At 72.3% G+C, this 13,489-nt stretch carries 11 protein-coding genes; 7 read left to right on the forward strand and 4 right to left on the reverse strand.

The annotated features are described in order from the left end of the window. The first annotated feature begins 22 nt into the window (after positions 1-22). Together npdG and ABZ370_RS12745 are read left to right on the forward strand one after the other, a co-directional pair. Positions 23-760 carry an NADPH-dependent F420 reductase gene (gene npdG, locus ABZ370_RS12740; protein ID WP_358619562.1) on the forward strand — a complete coding sequence of 246 codons (738 nt, stop codon included), beginning with the start codon at positions 23-25 and terminating at the stop codon, positions 758-760. Between the two features lie 135 nt (positions 761-895). Further along, the gene (locus tag ABZ370_RS12745; RefSeq protein ID WP_358619564.1) at positions 896-1,105 is read left to right on the forward strand and encodes a hypothetical protein; all 210 of its coding nucleotides are present in this window, start codon (positions 896-898) and stop codon (positions 1,103-1,105) included. On the opposite strand, the gene ABZ370_RS12750 is transcribed toward ABZ370_RS12745, so the two are convergent. Continuing rightward, complete coding sequence (locus ABZ370_RS12750; RefSeq protein ID WP_358619565.1) at positions 1,095-1,892, reverse strand: site-2 protease family protein; 798 nt, start codon at positions 1,890-1,892, stop codon at positions 1,095-1,097. The genes ABZ370_RS12745 and ABZ370_RS12750 overlap by 11 nt on opposite strands. A gap of 147 nt (positions 1,893-2,039) precedes the next feature. Between ABZ370_RS12750 and ABZ370_RS12755 the strand changes: the two genes are divergently transcribed. Then, a complete protein-coding gene (locus ABZ370_RS12755) occupies positions 2,040-5,378 on the forward strand; it encodes a BTAD domain-containing putative transcriptional regulator (RefSeq protein WP_358619567.1) in 3,339 nt (1,112 codons plus the stop codon). Positions 5,379-5,381: 3 nt separating this feature from the next. On the opposite strand, the gene ABZ370_RS12760 is transcribed toward ABZ370_RS12755, so the two are convergent. The 3 genes from ABZ370_RS12760 to panB form a co-directional block, all read right to left on the reverse strand. Next, positions 5,382-6,206 carry an ABC transporter permease gene (locus tag ABZ370_RS12760; RefSeq protein ID WP_358619569.1) on the reverse strand — a complete coding sequence of 275 codons (825 nt, stop codon included), beginning with the start codon at positions 6,204-6,206 and terminating at the stop codon, positions 5,382-5,384. Further along, on the reverse strand, positions 6,203-7,225 hold the full coding sequence (locus ABZ370_RS12765) for an ATP-binding cassette domain-containing protein (RefSeq protein ID WP_358619570.1): 1,023 nt from the start codon (positions 7,223-7,225) through the stop codon (positions 6,203-6,205). The genes ABZ370_RS12760 and ABZ370_RS12765 overlap by 4 nt, the downstream gene beginning before the upstream one ends. A 119-nt stretch (positions 7,226-7,344) precedes the next feature. Beyond that, on the reverse strand, positions 7,345-8,223 hold the full coding sequence (gene panB, locus ABZ370_RS12770) for a 3-methyl-2-oxobutanoate hydroxymethyltransferase (RefSeq protein WP_358619572.1): 879 nt from the start codon (positions 8,221-8,223) through the stop codon (positions 7,345-7,347). A 188-nt stretch (positions 8,224-8,411) separates the two neighbouring features. Here panB and ABZ370_RS12775 point away from each other — a divergent pair, with 188 nt between their 5' ends. The 4 genes from ABZ370_RS12775 to ABZ370_RS12790 all read left to right on the forward strand — a co-directional run bounded on the left by ABZ370_RS12775 (position 8,412) and on the right by ABZ370_RS12790 (position 13,305). Continuing rightward, the gene (locus ABZ370_RS12775) at positions 8,412-10,007 is read left to right on the forward strand and encodes an MFS transporter (protein ID WP_358619574.1); all 1,596 of its coding nucleotides are present in this window, start codon (positions 8,412-8,414) and stop codon (positions 10,005-10,007) included. A 31-nt stretch (positions 10,008-10,038) separates the two neighbouring features. Then, a complete protein-coding gene (locus ABZ370_RS12780; RefSeq protein WP_358619576.1) occupies positions 10,039-10,725 on the forward strand; it encodes a TetR/AcrR family transcriptional regulator in 687 nt (228 codons plus the stop codon). 215 nt (positions 10,726-10,940) lie between these two features. Then, on the forward strand, positions 10,941-11,966 hold the full coding sequence (locus ABZ370_RS12785) for an endonuclease/exonuclease/phosphatase family protein (protein ID WP_358619578.1): 1,026 nt from the start codon (positions 10,941-10,943) through the stop codon (positions 11,964-11,966). 133 nt (positions 11,967-12,099) lie between these two features. Then, the gene (locus tag ABZ370_RS12790; RefSeq protein ID WP_358619579.1) at positions 12,100-13,305 is read left to right on the forward strand and encodes an MFS transporter; all 1,206 of its coding nucleotides are present in this window, start codon (positions 12,100-12,102) and stop codon (positions 13,303-13,305) included. The last annotated feature ends 184 nt before the right edge of the window (positions 13,306-13,489 follow it).

Here is a 13,489-nt window from a genome sequence, read left to right on the forward strand (position 1 = left end):
TGGGCGTGACACTATCGCTGTCATGACTACTCCTGACGGTACGACCGCCGCGAACGAAGCCCCCGCCAAGAAGGCTCCCGCCAAGGACCCGTGGGACCTCCCGGACGTCTCCGGCCTCGTCGTCGGCGTGCTCGGCGGCACCGGCGACCAGGGCCGTGGCCTGGCCTACCGGCTGGCCCGGGCCGGTCAGAAGGTGATCATCGGCTCGCGCGCGGCCGAGCGTGCGCAGACCGCGGCCGAGGAACTGGGCGGCGCGGAGCTGGGCATCGAGGGCGCGGACAACGCCGAGTGCTCGCGGCGCAGCGACATCGTGATCGTCGCGGTCCCGTGGGAGGGCCACGGCAAGACGCTGGAGTCGCTGCGGGAGGAGCTGAGCGGCAAGCTCGTCATCGACTGCGTCAACCCGCTGGGCTTCGACAAGAAGGGCGCCTACGCGCTGAAGCCCGAGGAGGGCAGCGCCGCCGAACAGGCCGCGGCCCTGCTCCCGGACTCCCGGGTCACCGCCGCCTTCCACCATCTGTCGGCCGTGCTGCTCCAGGACCCGGAGATCGCGGAGATCGACACGGACGTCATGGTGCTGGGCGAGGTGCGCGCGGACACCGATCTGGTGCAGGCCCTGGCCGCCCGCATCCCCGGCATGCGGGGCGTCTTCGCGGGCCGGTTGCGCAACGCCCACCAGGTGGAGTCCCTGGTGGCCAACCTGATCTCGGTCAACCGCCGCTACAAGGCCCACGCGGGCCTGCGCGTCACGGACGTCTGAGCCGGACGTCCGAGCCGGACGTCCGAGGGCGACCCGTACGTCTCGGTGGGGCATGGGCGACAATGTCGGAAGCGTTCACCCCCGGCGGGCTGCCGGGGGCGTCACTCCCGACAGGACCCCACAGGAGCCACCCCCATGCCCCGCCTCGCCGTCTACGCCCTCCTCGTCTGCGCCCTGACCGTCGCCGCGGCCGTCGTCTCGTTCGCGCGGGGCAGCTGGCTCGGCGTCGTCTGGGTCCTGCTCGCCGGGATCTCGTCCAACATGACCTGGTACTACATCCGCCGGGCCAAGGCCGAGCGGGACGCCGAGCGCGAGGCGGCGGGCGCCCCGGGCGCTACGAGCTGAGCCCGGGGAACTGCGGCGCGCCCTGCCAGAAGCGGAAGTATTCCTGGCCGAAGTAGGTCTCGAACGGGGTCACCCCGAGCCCCCGCATGATCGCGTCGACCGCGCCGAAGAAGGCCTGGTTGACCTCGGGTATCCACAGGATGCCGAAGACCGCGAGCAGCCCGAACGGCGCGTACGGCTCGACCTGCCGCCGGATGCCGTGGGACAGCCACGGCTCGATCACCCCGTAGCCGTCCAGCCCCGGAACCGGCAGGGAGTTCAGGATCGCGGCGGTGACCTGGAGCAGCGCCAGGAACGCCAGCGCGAAGCGGAAGAGCACCGGCACCTGGTCCGCGCCGCCGAGCCAGAACGGGGCGGTGAGCGCGGCGGCGAACAGCACGTTCGTCAGCGGCCCGGCGGCCGAGATCAGGCTGTGCCGCCAGCGGCCCCGGATGCGGTGCCGCTCGATGAAGACCGCCCCGCCCGGCAGCCCGATCCCGCCCATGATCACGAAGATCAGGGGCAGCACGATGCTCAGCGCCACATGCGTGTACTTCAGCGGGTTGAGGGTCAGATAGCCCTTCGCCCCGATCGACAGATCACCGCCGTGCAGCGCGGTACGGGCGTGCGCGTACTCGTGCAGACAGAGCGAGACGACCCACCCGGAGACCACGAACAGGAACACGGCGAACCCGGGGCTGGCCGAGTAGTCCGTCCACACCGCCCACCCGGACACGGCCATGATCGCGACCAGGCCGAGAAAAACAGGACTGATCCGCCGCTCACGGCGGCTGATGGCGGTGGTCATGCGCGAGGTGTCTCCGTCCGGTACCGGGCAAGGTGCGTCGTACGGTGCCCCGCTCGACGTCCGGAAAACGTCGGACAGGGGCCCTGGAGTTCCAGGCGGACGGGAGCGGGTGAGCGCTGGGCCGTGCCCGTCGACAACAATGGGGCCGTGCGCTACGCCATCCTCGGCACCACCCAGGCCCACCACGACGACGGTACCCCCGTCGACCTCGGCGGCGCACGGCTGCGCGCCCTGCTGACCGCGCTCGCCCTGACGCCGGGGCGGCTGCGGACGAACGGCGCGCTCATCGCCGAGGTCTGGGACACCGACCCGCCCGCCGACGAGAACGGCGCGCTGCAGGCCCTCGTCGGGCGGCTGCGGCGGGCCGTCGGGAAGGCGGCCATCGCGTCGGCCCCCGGCGGCTACCGGCTGTGCGCCGAGCCCGACGACGTCGATCTCCACCGCTTCGAACGGCTCGCGGGGGAGGGCGCCCGCGCCCTCGCCGACGGTGACCCGGCACAGGCCGCCGCCCGCTACGACGACGCCCTCGCCCTGTGGCGCGGCCCGGCGCTCACCGACCTCCCCGACGGGATGGCGGCGGCCGCCCGCGCCGAGGCCCAGCGGCTGGACGCCCGGCGCGGCCGGATCGCCGCCGGGCTCGCTCTCGGCGACGCCGCCCGGACCCTGCCCGCGCTCGCCGAGCTGTGCGACGCCCACCCCCTGGACGAGCCGCTGCACGCGCTGCGCATCCGCGCCCTGCGGGACAGCGGCCGCCCCGCCGAGGCGCTCGCCGCGTACGAGACGATCCGGGCGGAGATCGCCGACCGGCTGGGCGCGGACCCGGGCGCCGAGCTGCGCGCCCTGCACGCGGAGCTGCTGGAGCCGGAACAGCCGCCGAAGACGCCACAGCCGCCGCGGCGGGAACGCCCGGTCCGCGGCGGCAATCTGCGCGCCCGGCTCACCAGCTTCGTCGGCCGGGAGTCCGATCTGGCGGTGCTGCGCACCGATCTGGCCGCGCACCGCCTCGTGACCCTCCTCGGGCCCGGCGGCGCCGGGAAGACCCGGCTGTCCCAGGAGGCCGCCGAGTCGGTCGCCGGCGCCTGGCCGGACGGGGTGTGGCTGGCCGAACTCGCCCCCGTGGACGACCCGGAGACCGTGCCCGAGACCGTGCTGACCGCGCTCGGGGCGCGGGAGACCGTCATCCGCGGCAGCGCCGCCGAGGGGCTGCGCGCCGCGACCGACCCGACCGCCCACGATCCGCTCACCCGGCTCGTGGAGCACTGCGAACCGCGCCGGATGCTGATCGTGCTCGACAACTGCGAGCACCTGGTCGAGGCCGCGGCCCGGCTCGCCGACTCCCTGCTGGCCCGCTGCCCCGGCGTCACCGTCCTGGCCACCAGCCGCGAACCGCTCGCCGTCCCCGGCGAGCTGGTGCGCCCGGTCGAGCCGCTGCCGGACCCGGTGGCGCTCCGGCTGCTCCAGGAGCGCGGCGCGGCGGCCCGCCCCGGCTTCCGCACCGACGACGACCCGGCGGCGTGCGCCGAGATCTGCCGCCGCCTCGACGGCCTGCCGCTGGCCGTCGAACTGGCCGCCGCCCGGCTGCGGCTGCTCACCCCCCGGCAGCTCGCCGACCGCCTGGACGACCGCTTCCGCCTGCTGACCAGCGGCAGCCGCACCGTGCTGCCCCGCCAGCAGACGCTGCGCGCCGTCGTCGACTGGTCCTGGGACCTCCTCGACGCCCGGGAGCGCACCGTCCTCGCCCGCCTCTCGGTCTTCGCGGGCGGCTGCGACCTGGCGGCGGCCGAGGCGGTCTGCGGCGACCCGGAGGACCAGGGGCCGGTCGACCCCCGGGACGTCGCCGCGCTGCTCGGTTCCCTGGTCGACAAGTCGCTCGTCGTCGCCGCGCCCGGGACGGACGGCGCGGACGCCGGGATGCGCTACCGGCTGCTGGAGACCGTCGCCGAGTACGCGGCCGAGCGGCTGGACGAGGCGGGGGAGCGGGCCGTGGTCGAACGGCGGCACCTGGTCGCCTACCGGGAGCTGGCCCGTACCGCCGACCCGCACCTGCGCGGCCGTGAACAGCGCGTCTGGCTGCTCCGGCTGGAGGCCGAGCACGAGAACCTGCGCACCGCGCTGCGCCGGGCCATCGCGGCGCGCGACGAGCAGGAGGCGCTGTGCCTGGTGCTGTCGCTCGGCTGGTTCTGGAACCTGCGTGGCCACCGCGGCGACGGACGCCACTGGTCGACGGCCGCGGCGCGGCTGGGCCCCAATCCGTTCGAGTCGCCCGTCGCCCCGGCGCCCCCGCTGTACACGAGCTGCACGGCCGCCCCGCCGCCGATGGAGCCCGAAGTGCTTCAGGAGGCGCGGCGCGGGGTGCGGCTGTTCGCGCTGGCCAACCTCGAAGGCAACATGAAGGCCATGGACGACGAGGAGTCCCGGCAGGAGATGCGGGGCATCGTCGAGGCCTACCGCCCGGGGCTGCCGCAGAGCTGCCGGGTCCCCGGCGTCATGTGGTTCTTCGCGGTGCTGCTGACGGGCGATCTCGACCTGCTGCGGGAGGTCGTGGACGAGTCGGTGCGCACCAGCCGGAAGCTGGGCTACACCTGGGAGCTGGCCTTCACCCTCCAGATGCGGGCCAAGGTGATGACCCAGCGCGGCGGCGGCGATCCCGGGGAGCAGGCGCGCCGGGACGCCGACGAGAGCCTGAAGCTGTTCATCGAGCTCGGTGACGCCTGGGGCGTGGCCGAGGCGCTGTCCGGGCGCGGCGAGACCCTGGAGCTGATCGGTGACGGCCGGGCCGCGGCCGACGACTACCGGGCGGCGATCCGCTACGCCGAGGAGCTGGACGCGCATGCCCAGGTCTCGCTGCTGCGGGCCCGGCTGGCGGGGCTGCACGTCGAGCACGGGGACGAGACGGAGGCGGCGGAGGGCGAGCGGTTCCTGCGCGCGCTGCTGGCGGAGCCGCCGCAGGCGGCGGGCGCCGAGGCCGGGTCGTACGTCCGGATGCACCTGGCCCACCGGTGCGGCGTCACGGGCCGGGTGGCCGAGGCCCGGGAGCATCTGGCGGTGCTGCACGAGGAGTTCGCCAGCCGGGCGCTCGATCTGTTCCAGGGCCTGGTCGAGGGGATGCTGGCCTGGCTGGACCTGATCGAGGGACAGCCCGGGGAGGCGCTCGCCCGGATCAGGGAGGCGCTGTCGAAGACCGGTGACTTCATGTCCCAGGTGGTCGCCCCGCAGGTGCCGGTGATCCAGCTGATGACCGCCGCGCGGGCGCTGGCCGCCCTCGGCGGCGCGGAGCGGGCCGCGCTCGCGGCGCGGCTGTTCGGCGCGTACGACGCGGTGCGGCCCGGCATCCAGCGGGTTCCCGTCAGCGAGCGGGAGGACCGGGAGGCGGGCGAGGCGGCGGCGCGGGCCTGGCTGGAGGACACGGCCTACGAGCGGGCGTACGCGGAGGGCGGCGGCCTCACCGTGCAGGAGGCCGCCGCCCTCGTCCGGGCCACTGGGTGAACCTCAGGTCTTGGTACGGAACTTCCGCACCGCCAGCGGCGCCGTGACGGCCGTGATGACCAGCGTCCAGCCCAGGGCGACGGTCACCGGATGGGCGAGCGGGCCGTGGCCGCTGGTCAGCGACCGCGCGGCGTCGGCGAGCTGGGAGAGCGGGTTGTACTCGGTGAACGACTGCAGCCAGCCCGGCATGGTGTTGGTCGGCGCGAAGATCGACGAGCCGAACTGCAGCGGCATGATCACCAGGAAGCCCATGCCCTGCACCGCCTGCGGCGTCTTCAGGGACAGCCCCAGCAGCATGAAGACCCAGGTCAGCGAGGACCCGAAGGCCAGCGCCAGCAGCACCGCGGCCAGCAGCTCGACCGGGCCGGTCTCCAGCTCGAAGCCCATGATGAAGCCCATGGCCAGCAGGATGAGGGTGGACACCAGCATCCGCCCGGTCTCCACGATCAGCTTGGCGATCAGCACCGAGGAGCGGGCGATCGGCATCGTGCGGAAGCGGTCCATCACCCCCTTCCGGAAGTCGTCGTTGACGCCCGAGCCGACCGACATGGCGATGTTGAGGCCGCCCATCGCCATCATCCCGGGGATGAGGTAGTTGACGTACTCGCCGCGGTCGCCGCCCGACACCGCGCCACCGAAGACATAGGTGAACAGCAGCGAGAAGACGATCGGCATCAGCAGCGCGTCGAACATCGACTCCGGGTCCCGCTTGATCTGCAGGACGTTACGGCGCACCAGCGCGCCGATGTGCCGGAGATTGGCGCGCAGCCCGATCCGGCCCTCGTCGGGCAGGTTCGTGGGGGAAGCGGTCACCGTTGCCGCGCTCATACCGCGACCTCCTCAAGGGCCTTGTCGTTCTTGCTTTCCTCGGGCGCCGAGGCCTTCTGGCCGGTGATGGCCAGGAACACCTCGTCCAGGCTGGGCAGATGGGTGTCGATCCCGGCGATCGCGAAGTTGCGTTCACCGAGCAGCCCGATCACCGCGGTCAGCTGCTCGTCGCTGACGATCGGCACGTTGACCAGGCCCTCCTCCACGTCGGCGGTCGCGCCGCCGACACCGTCGAGCCCGGCCTGCGCGATGGCGCCGACCATGCGGTTCAGCTCACCGGGGTCGGAGGGGCGTATCTGCAGGGTGCGCCCGCCGACCTTGGCCTTCAGCTCGTTCACCCGGCCCTCGGCGATGATCTTGCCGCGGTCGATGACCGTGAGGTCGTTCGCCAGCTGCTCGGCCTCCTCCATGTACTGGGTGGTCAGCAGCACCGTGGCACCCTCGGCGACCATGCGCTTGACCTCCTCCCACACCTCGTTGCGGGTGCGCGGGTCAAGACCGGTCGTCGGCTCGTCCAGATAGAGCACCGAGGGGCGGCCGATCATGGAGGCGGCCAGGTCCAGCCGGCGGCGCATACCGCCGGAGTAGGTGGACGCGGCCCGCTTCGCGGCGTCCGTCAGCGAGAACCGCTCCAGCATGGCGTCCGCGCGTGCCCGGGCGTCCTTGCGGGACAGATCGAGCAGCCGCCCGATCATGTACAGGTTCTCCCAGCCGGACAGCTTCTCGTCGACCGAGGCGTACTGCCCGGTCAGACCGATCCTGCGGCGCAGCTGCCGGGGCTGCCGCACCACGTCGTACCCCGCCACGACGGCGGTACCGGCGTCCGGCATCAGCAGGGTGGACAGACAGCGGACGAGGGTGGTCTTCCCGGCTCCGTTGGGGCCGAGCACACCGAGGACGGTGCCTTCCGGCACGTCCAGATCCACTCCGTCGACGGCCCTGGTGTCGCCGAAGTGCTTGACCAGCCCCCGAACTTCGACGGCGTTGCCGTCCCTGATCTTGTGTTCCTGTCGCGTCATGCTGTAAGAGTCGCAGCCGCTGCCGACAGATCACCGACAAGCGGCAGACAGCCCGCCGACGGGGGACGGTCGGCGGGCTGTCGATGTACCGCGATGGCTCTGTGCGGTGGGTCGGTGCCCTAGTGGAACGAGTGCTCCTCGGCCGGGTACGCCCCGCCGACGACGTCCTCGGCGAAGGCCCGCGCCGCGTCGCCCAGCGTCTCCCGCATCCGGGCGTACTGCTTGACGAAGCGCGGCACCCGGCCGCCGGTCAGGCCCGCCATGTCCGTCCACACCAGCACCTGGGCGTCGCACTCCACGCCCGCGCCGATGCCGATCGTCGCGATCTGCAGCGAGCGGGTGACCTCGGCGGCCAGCTCGGCCGGGACCAGCTCCAGGACGACGGCGAAGGCGCCCGCGTCCTGCACGGCCTTGGCGTCGCGCAGCAGTTGCTGCGCGGCTTCCTCGCCGCGGCCCTGCACCGGGTAGCCGCCGTAGGCGTTGACGGACTGCGGGGTGAGTCCGATGTGCGCCATGACCGGGATGCCGGACCGGACGAGCAGCTCGATCTGGTGGGCGGAGCGCTCGCCGCCCTCCAGCTTGACCGCGCCCACTCCGGCCTCCTTGACCAGCCGGGTGGCGTTGCGCAGCGCCTGGACCGCGCCTTCCTGGTACGAGCCGAAGGGCAGGTCGCCCACGACGAGGGCGCGCTTGGTGCCGCGTACGACGGCGGCGGACAGCAGGGCGATCTCGTCCATCGTGACGGGCACGGTGGACTCGTAGCCCAGATGACAGTTGCCCATCGAGTCGCCGACGAGCATGACGGGGATGCCCGCCTCGTCGAAGACGGACGCGGTCATCGCGTCATAGGCGGTGAGCATGGGCCACTTCTCGCCGCGCTCCTTGGCGGCGGCGATGTCACGGACGGTGATACGGCGGGAGCTCGTCCCGCCGTAGAGCGCCTTCGACTGCTGCTTTTCTGACTTTTCCGGCTTCTGGGCAGGGCTGACGTGCGTCATTACGACGGCTCCTGTTCGTCATCTCGAGGCGCCCTGACGGCGTCCCCGGACCACTCCCATGCTGGCACGGCTCCCGACGCTCCGAAAGTGGGGACATTGCGTATGGACGGACATTCGATGGACAAAGACTCGCAAAGTCTTCCCCATACGAGACGGGACCGTATCGAAACGGTTCTAGCCTGGGCCGCATGGCAGCAGCACCCTCCGCGGAGGCGATTCACCGAAGACGGTGGGCGATCCTGGTCGTCCTCATGATCAGCGTCCTGGTCGTCGTCCTGGACAACTCGATACTCAACGTGGCGATGAAGACGATCGCCACCCCGAAGCCCACCGGACTCGGCGCCACCCAGAGCCAGCTGGAGTGGGCCATCAACGCCTACACGCTGGTCTTCGCGGGGCTGCTGTTCACCGCCGGGCTCCTCGGCGACCGGCTCGGGCGCAAGAAGATACTGCTCGGCGGCATGACCGTGTTCGGCATCGGCTCGGTGCTCGCCGCCTTCTCCGGTTCGCCCGGCGAGCTGATCGGCTTCCGGGCGCTGATGGGCCTGGGCGCGGCCTTCGTGATGCCCGCCACCCTGGCCATCCTGGTGAACGTCTTCGAGCGCGAGGAGCAGGCGAAGGCCATCGGCATCTGGGTCGCCGCGGTCGGCCTCGCCATCGCCATCGGGCCGATCACCGGCGGTCTGCTGCTGGAGCACTTCTGGTGGGGCTCGGTCTTCTTCGTCAACGTGCCCGTCGTGATCGCCGGGATCGTCGCGATGGTGCTCCTCGTCCCCGACTCCCGGGACCCGGCGCCCGGCCGGCTGGACCCGCTGGGCGTGCTGCTGTCCGTGGTCGGCCTGGTGCTGCTGGTGTACGGCATCATCAAGGGCGGCCAGCTCGCCGACTTCGCCGACGCCCAGGTGCTGTCCACGATCGGCGCCGGACTCCTCGTCCTGGGCCTGTTCGTCTGGCACGAGAAGCGCAGCAGCCATCCGGCCATCGATGTCGACTACTTCCGCAACCCCGCCTTCTCGGCCGCCATCGCCGCCGTCGCGCTGGTCTTCTTCGCGCTCATGGGCGTGACCTTCTTCATGGTCTTCTACATCCAGAGCGTGCGCGGCTACAGCGCCCTGGATTCCGGGCTGCTGCTCCTGCCGCTGGCCGTCGCGCAGCTGCTGTTCGCGCCGCGCGCCCGGCTGGTCGTCGAGCGGTTCGGTGCCCGCGCCGTGTGCACGGCCGGGATGCTGATGGTGGCCGCCACCATGGCCGGGTTCTTGCTGCTGGACATCGACTCGCCGCTGTGGGTGCTGGAGGTGCTGTTCTTCTTCCAGGGCGCGGGGATGGCGCACATCATGCCGCCGGTCACCACCGCGATCATGCAGGCGCTGCCCCGGGAGAAGGCCGGTTCCGGCTCGGCCCTGAACAACACCTTCCGGCAGGTCGGCGGCGCGCTCGGGGTCGCCGTCCTCGGCTCGGTGCTCTCCGCCACGTACCGCGACGGCATTCAGAGCACCCTCGCCGCCGTCCCCGGGCTGTCTCCCTCCGTACGGCACTCGGCGGGCGAGTCCGTCGAGGCCACCCTCGGCCTCGCCGACCGCCTGGGGCCCGCGGGGCATGTGCTGCTCGGCCCCGCGCACGACTCCTTCATCCACGCCATGCACCTCACCGCGCTCGGCTCGTCCGGGGTGGCCCTCTTCGGCGCGCTGGTCGTGGCGGCCTTCCTGCCCGGCAAGGGCGCGGACGGCGGCGGCCCCGGCAGCGGGCAGCGGCGGGAGAAGGCCGGGGCGGGAGCCGACCGATGACCGGCCCGCGAGGCGGTGTGGAGGCCGACCGATGACCGCGCCGCGAGCCGAAGCCCGGGCCGACGCCGCGTCCGGTCCGGCGGGGCTCCCCGGGCGTGGCCCGGCCGGGCTCCCGGCGCGCGGCTCGGCGGGGCTCCCGGCGCGCGGGCGGCCGCGCAGCGCCGCCACCGACGCGGCGATCATCGAGGCCGCGCTGCGGCTGCTGGAGGAGGGCGTAACCGTCGGCGCGCTGTCCATCGAGGGGATCGCGCGCGCGGCGGGTGTGGGCAAGGCCACCGTCTACCGCCGCTGGTCGGGCAAGGACGCGCTGATGCTGGACGTCCTGCGGTCGCTGGAGGAGCCGGGACCCGAACCGGCCGGGGTCTCGGTGCGCGACGACCTCGTCACCATCCTGGAGTTCATGCGGCGGCGCGGGCTGGCCAAGCGCAACTCCGTGGTGATGCGCGGCATCCTGGCCCAGATGCACGCCCACCGGGAGCTGTGGCGGGCTTACGACGAGAGCGTCATCGAGGTCCGCCGGGAGCTGCTGCGGTCGGTGCTGCGGCGGGGCGTCGCGAACGGTGAGATCCGGACGGACACCGATCCCGAGCTGCTGGCCGACCTGTTCACCGGGCCGATGCTCTCGCGTGCGATCCTGCACGAGTGGCGGGAGCTGCCGGAGGGGCTGGCCGAGCGGATCGTGGACACCGTTCTGGAGGGGGTCTCGGCGCGCGGCTGAGACGGCGTATGCGAGCGTAGGACGGACAGCGCGCGCCGACGTCTTTGTGCCTGTTGCGTCACAACCGCCCCCGTTGTCGCGGGATGCGGAACCCGGGCCTACCGCTTGGGCGTCCACGGGGCAGGGACGCCTGGTGGGGGCGTCGGGAATGCCCTGGTCATCGCCTAGGGTCTTGATCCGTAGGCGGGCAGCGGCAAGTGAGGGACGGACAGCGCATGGTGCAGGCGTACACGCAGGAGACGGGACAGCCCGGGGGCGCACCCCAGCCGGCCGGTTCCCCGTTCGGCCGCCTGCGCGATCGGCTCCGGGACAGCCGCGGAATCTGGCGGCGCGGTCTGGTGCTCGCGGCGTTCGCGGTCCTGCTCACGCTGATCATGGTCTTCCACGCCGACATCCCCAACCGCGTCGGCAACCTGGGCAGCCTGCTGGAAACGTTCCTGCCGTGGCTGGGCGTGTTTCTCCCGGTGCTGCTGGTGCTCGGTCTGGTGCGGCGGTCGGCGATCGCGCTGGTGGCGCTGGTGCTGCCGGTCACCGTCTGGCTGAATCTCTTCGGCGGGCTGATGTTCGCCGACAAGTCCGGCGGCCACGGCGACCTGACCGTCGTCACCCACAACGTCAACGCCGACAACGCCGAACCGGTCGCCACCGCGAAGGACGTGGCCGCCTCGGGCGCGCAGGTGGTGGCGCTGGAGGAGCTGACCGACAAGGCCGTGCCGACGTATACGAAGGCGCTCGCGGGCTCCTACCGCTACCACGCCGTGCAGGGCACGGTCGGGGTGTGGAGCAAGTACCCGCTGTCGGGGACCAAGCCGGTGGACATCAAGCTGGGCTGGACCCGGGCGCTGCGCACCACGGTCACCGCGCCGGGCGGTGAGGTCGCCGTCTACGTCGCCCACCTCCCGTCGGTGCGGGTGAAGTTCAACGCGGGCTTCACCGCCGGGCAGCGCGACGCGAGCGCCGACGCGCTGGGCGAGGCCATCCACGACGAGCCGCTGGACAAGGTGGTCCTGCTCGGCGACCTGAACGGCACGATGAACGACCGTTCGCTGGCGTCGGTCACCTCGCAGATGCGCTCAGCGCAGGGCGCGACGGGCGACGGCTTCGGCTTCAGCTGGCCCGCCTCGTTCCCGATGGCCCGTATCGACCAGATTCTGGTGCGCGGGGTGAACCCGGTCTCGGCCTGGACTATGTCGCAGACCGGCAGTGATCACCTTCCGGTCGCGGCGTCGGTCACGTTCTGAGCCTGCCAATCGAAGATCTAACAAGCTGTTCACCTTGAGGATGGTGCTCCGGAAATAAAGTGCGTGAGACACTTTGTTCCGGTAGCGAACATACGCACGATCTCCTCCTCGTCCCGCTTGTGAAAGGTCTCTCATGCCCCTGGCACTGCTCGCTCTCGCGATCTCTGCCTTCGGTATCGGCACCACAGAATTCGTGATGATGGGCCTGCTGCCCAACGTCGCCGACGATCTGGGCACCTCGGTGCCGACCGCTGGCTACCTTGTCTCCGCCTACGCCATCGGCGTCGTCATCGGCGCCCCGCTGCTCACCGCCCTCGGTGCGCGCATCCCGCGCAAACGGATGCTCGTCCTGCTGATGGGGCTCTTCACGATCGGCAACCTCGCCTCCGCGCTCGCGCCCTCCTTCGGGCTGCTGCTCGCCGGGCGGGTGCTCGCCGGGCTGCCGCACGGCGCGTTCTTCGGCGTCGGCGCGGTGGTCGCGTCCCGGCTGGTGGGCGAGGAGAGGCAGGCCCGCGCGGTCGCCACCATGTTCCTGGGGCTGACGATCGCCAACATCGTCGGCGTGCCGGTGGGCACGGCGCTCGGCCAGGGTCTGGGCTGGCGCGCCACCTTCCTGGTCGTCACCGTCATCGGCCTGGTGGCCATGGCCTCGCTCGCCCGGCTCGTCCCGCAGGTGCCGCAGGAGCAGCACGGCGGCCTCGGCCGCGAGCTGCGCGCCCTCGGCAACCGTCAGGTGCTGCTCGGGCTGCTCACCGCGGTCTTCGGGTTCGCCGGTGTCTTCGCCGTCTACAGCTACCTGGCCTCGATGATGACTGAGGTCACCGGCTTCGCCGAGTCCTCCGTCACCATCGTGCTCGCCCTCTTCGGTATCGGCATGACCCTGGGCGCGCTGGTCGCGGGGCCGCTCACCGACCGCGCGCTGCGGCCGACGCTGTACGGGTCGCTGGCGGCGCTGGCCGTGATGCTCGTGGTGTTCGACTTCACCGTGCACATCAAGTGGGCGGCGCTGGTCTCGGTCGTGCTGCTGGGCGCGGTGGGCTTCATGACCACCACCCCGCTGCAGATGCTCGTCATGAACAAGGCGAAGCACGCCCCGACCATCGCCTCCGCCTCCAACCACTCCGCGTTCAACCTCGCCAACGCGGGCGGGGCCTGGGTCGGCGGCGCCGCCATCTCGGCGGGCTGGGGCTGGACCTCCCCGACCCTGGTCGGCGCGGCGCTCGCGGCGGTCGGCCTGGCGATAGCGGTGACCGCGGGGGTGCTGGACCGCGGGGCGCCGGAGAAGTCCCGGGTCGTCGCGGGCAGCGATTCGGTGCCCACGCTGTCCGAGGTGCACTGACCTTCCGCTCCATGCGCGGACGCGCCCCCGCCGGGTTGGCGGGGGCGCGTCGTGCTGTGCCCGCCTGGGGCTGCGACTGCCCCCCGTTGGGGCTGTGCTCCTGACCCGTGCTGGGGTTGCGCCCCTGGCCCCGCTGAGGCTGTGCTCCGCACCCCTGCCGGGCCTGGGCCCGGGGCGGGAGCCC

Source organism: Streptomyces sp. NPDC005962 (genome assembly GCF_040629205.1).
Taxonomy (GTDB): Bacteria; Actinomycetota; Actinomycetes; order Streptomycetales; family Streptomycetaceae; genus Streptomyces.

What these genes read in the sequence shown, in the direction of transcription:
- npdG (WP_358619562.1), top strand. Translation starts at nt 23, where the DNA reads ATGACTACTCCTGACGGTACGACCGCCGCGAACGAAGCCCCCGCCAAG.
- ABZ370_RS12745 (WP_358619564.1), top strand. Translation starts at nt 896, where the DNA reads ATGCCCCGCCTCGCCGTCTACGCCCTCCTCGTCTGCGCCCTGACCGTC.
- ABZ370_RS12750 (WP_358619565.1), bottom strand. Translation starts at nt 1,892, where the DNA reads ATGACCACCGCCATCAGCCGCCGTGAGCGGCGGATCAGTCCTGTTTTT.
- ABZ370_RS12760 (WP_358619569.1), bottom strand. Translation starts at nt 6,206, where the DNA reads ATGAGCGCGGCAACGGTGACCGCTTCCCCCACGAACCTGCCCGACGAG.
- ABZ370_RS12765 (WP_358619570.1), bottom strand. Translation starts at nt 7,225, where the DNA reads ATGACGCGACAGGAACACAAGATCAGGGACGGCAACGCCGTCGAAGTT.
- panB (WP_358619572.1), bottom strand. Translation starts at nt 8,223, where the DNA reads ATGACGCACGTCAGCCCTGCCCAGAAGCCGGAAAAGTCAGAAAAGCAG.
- ABZ370_RS12775 (WP_358619574.1), top strand. Translation starts at nt 8,412, where the DNA reads ATGGCAGCAGCACCCTCCGCGGAGGCGATTCACCGAAGACGGTGGGCG.
- ABZ370_RS12780 (WP_358619576.1), top strand. Translation starts at nt 10,039, where the DNA reads ATGACCGCGCCGCGAGCCGAAGCCCGGGCCGACGCCGCGTCCGGTCCG.
- ABZ370_RS12785 (WP_358619578.1), top strand. Translation starts at nt 10,941, where the DNA reads ATGGTGCAGGCGTACACGCAGGAGACGGGACAGCCCGGGGGCGCACCC.
- ABZ370_RS12790 (WP_358619579.1), top strand. Translation starts at nt 12,100, where the DNA reads ATGCCCCTGGCACTGCTCGCTCTCGCGATCTCTGCCTTCGGTATCGGC.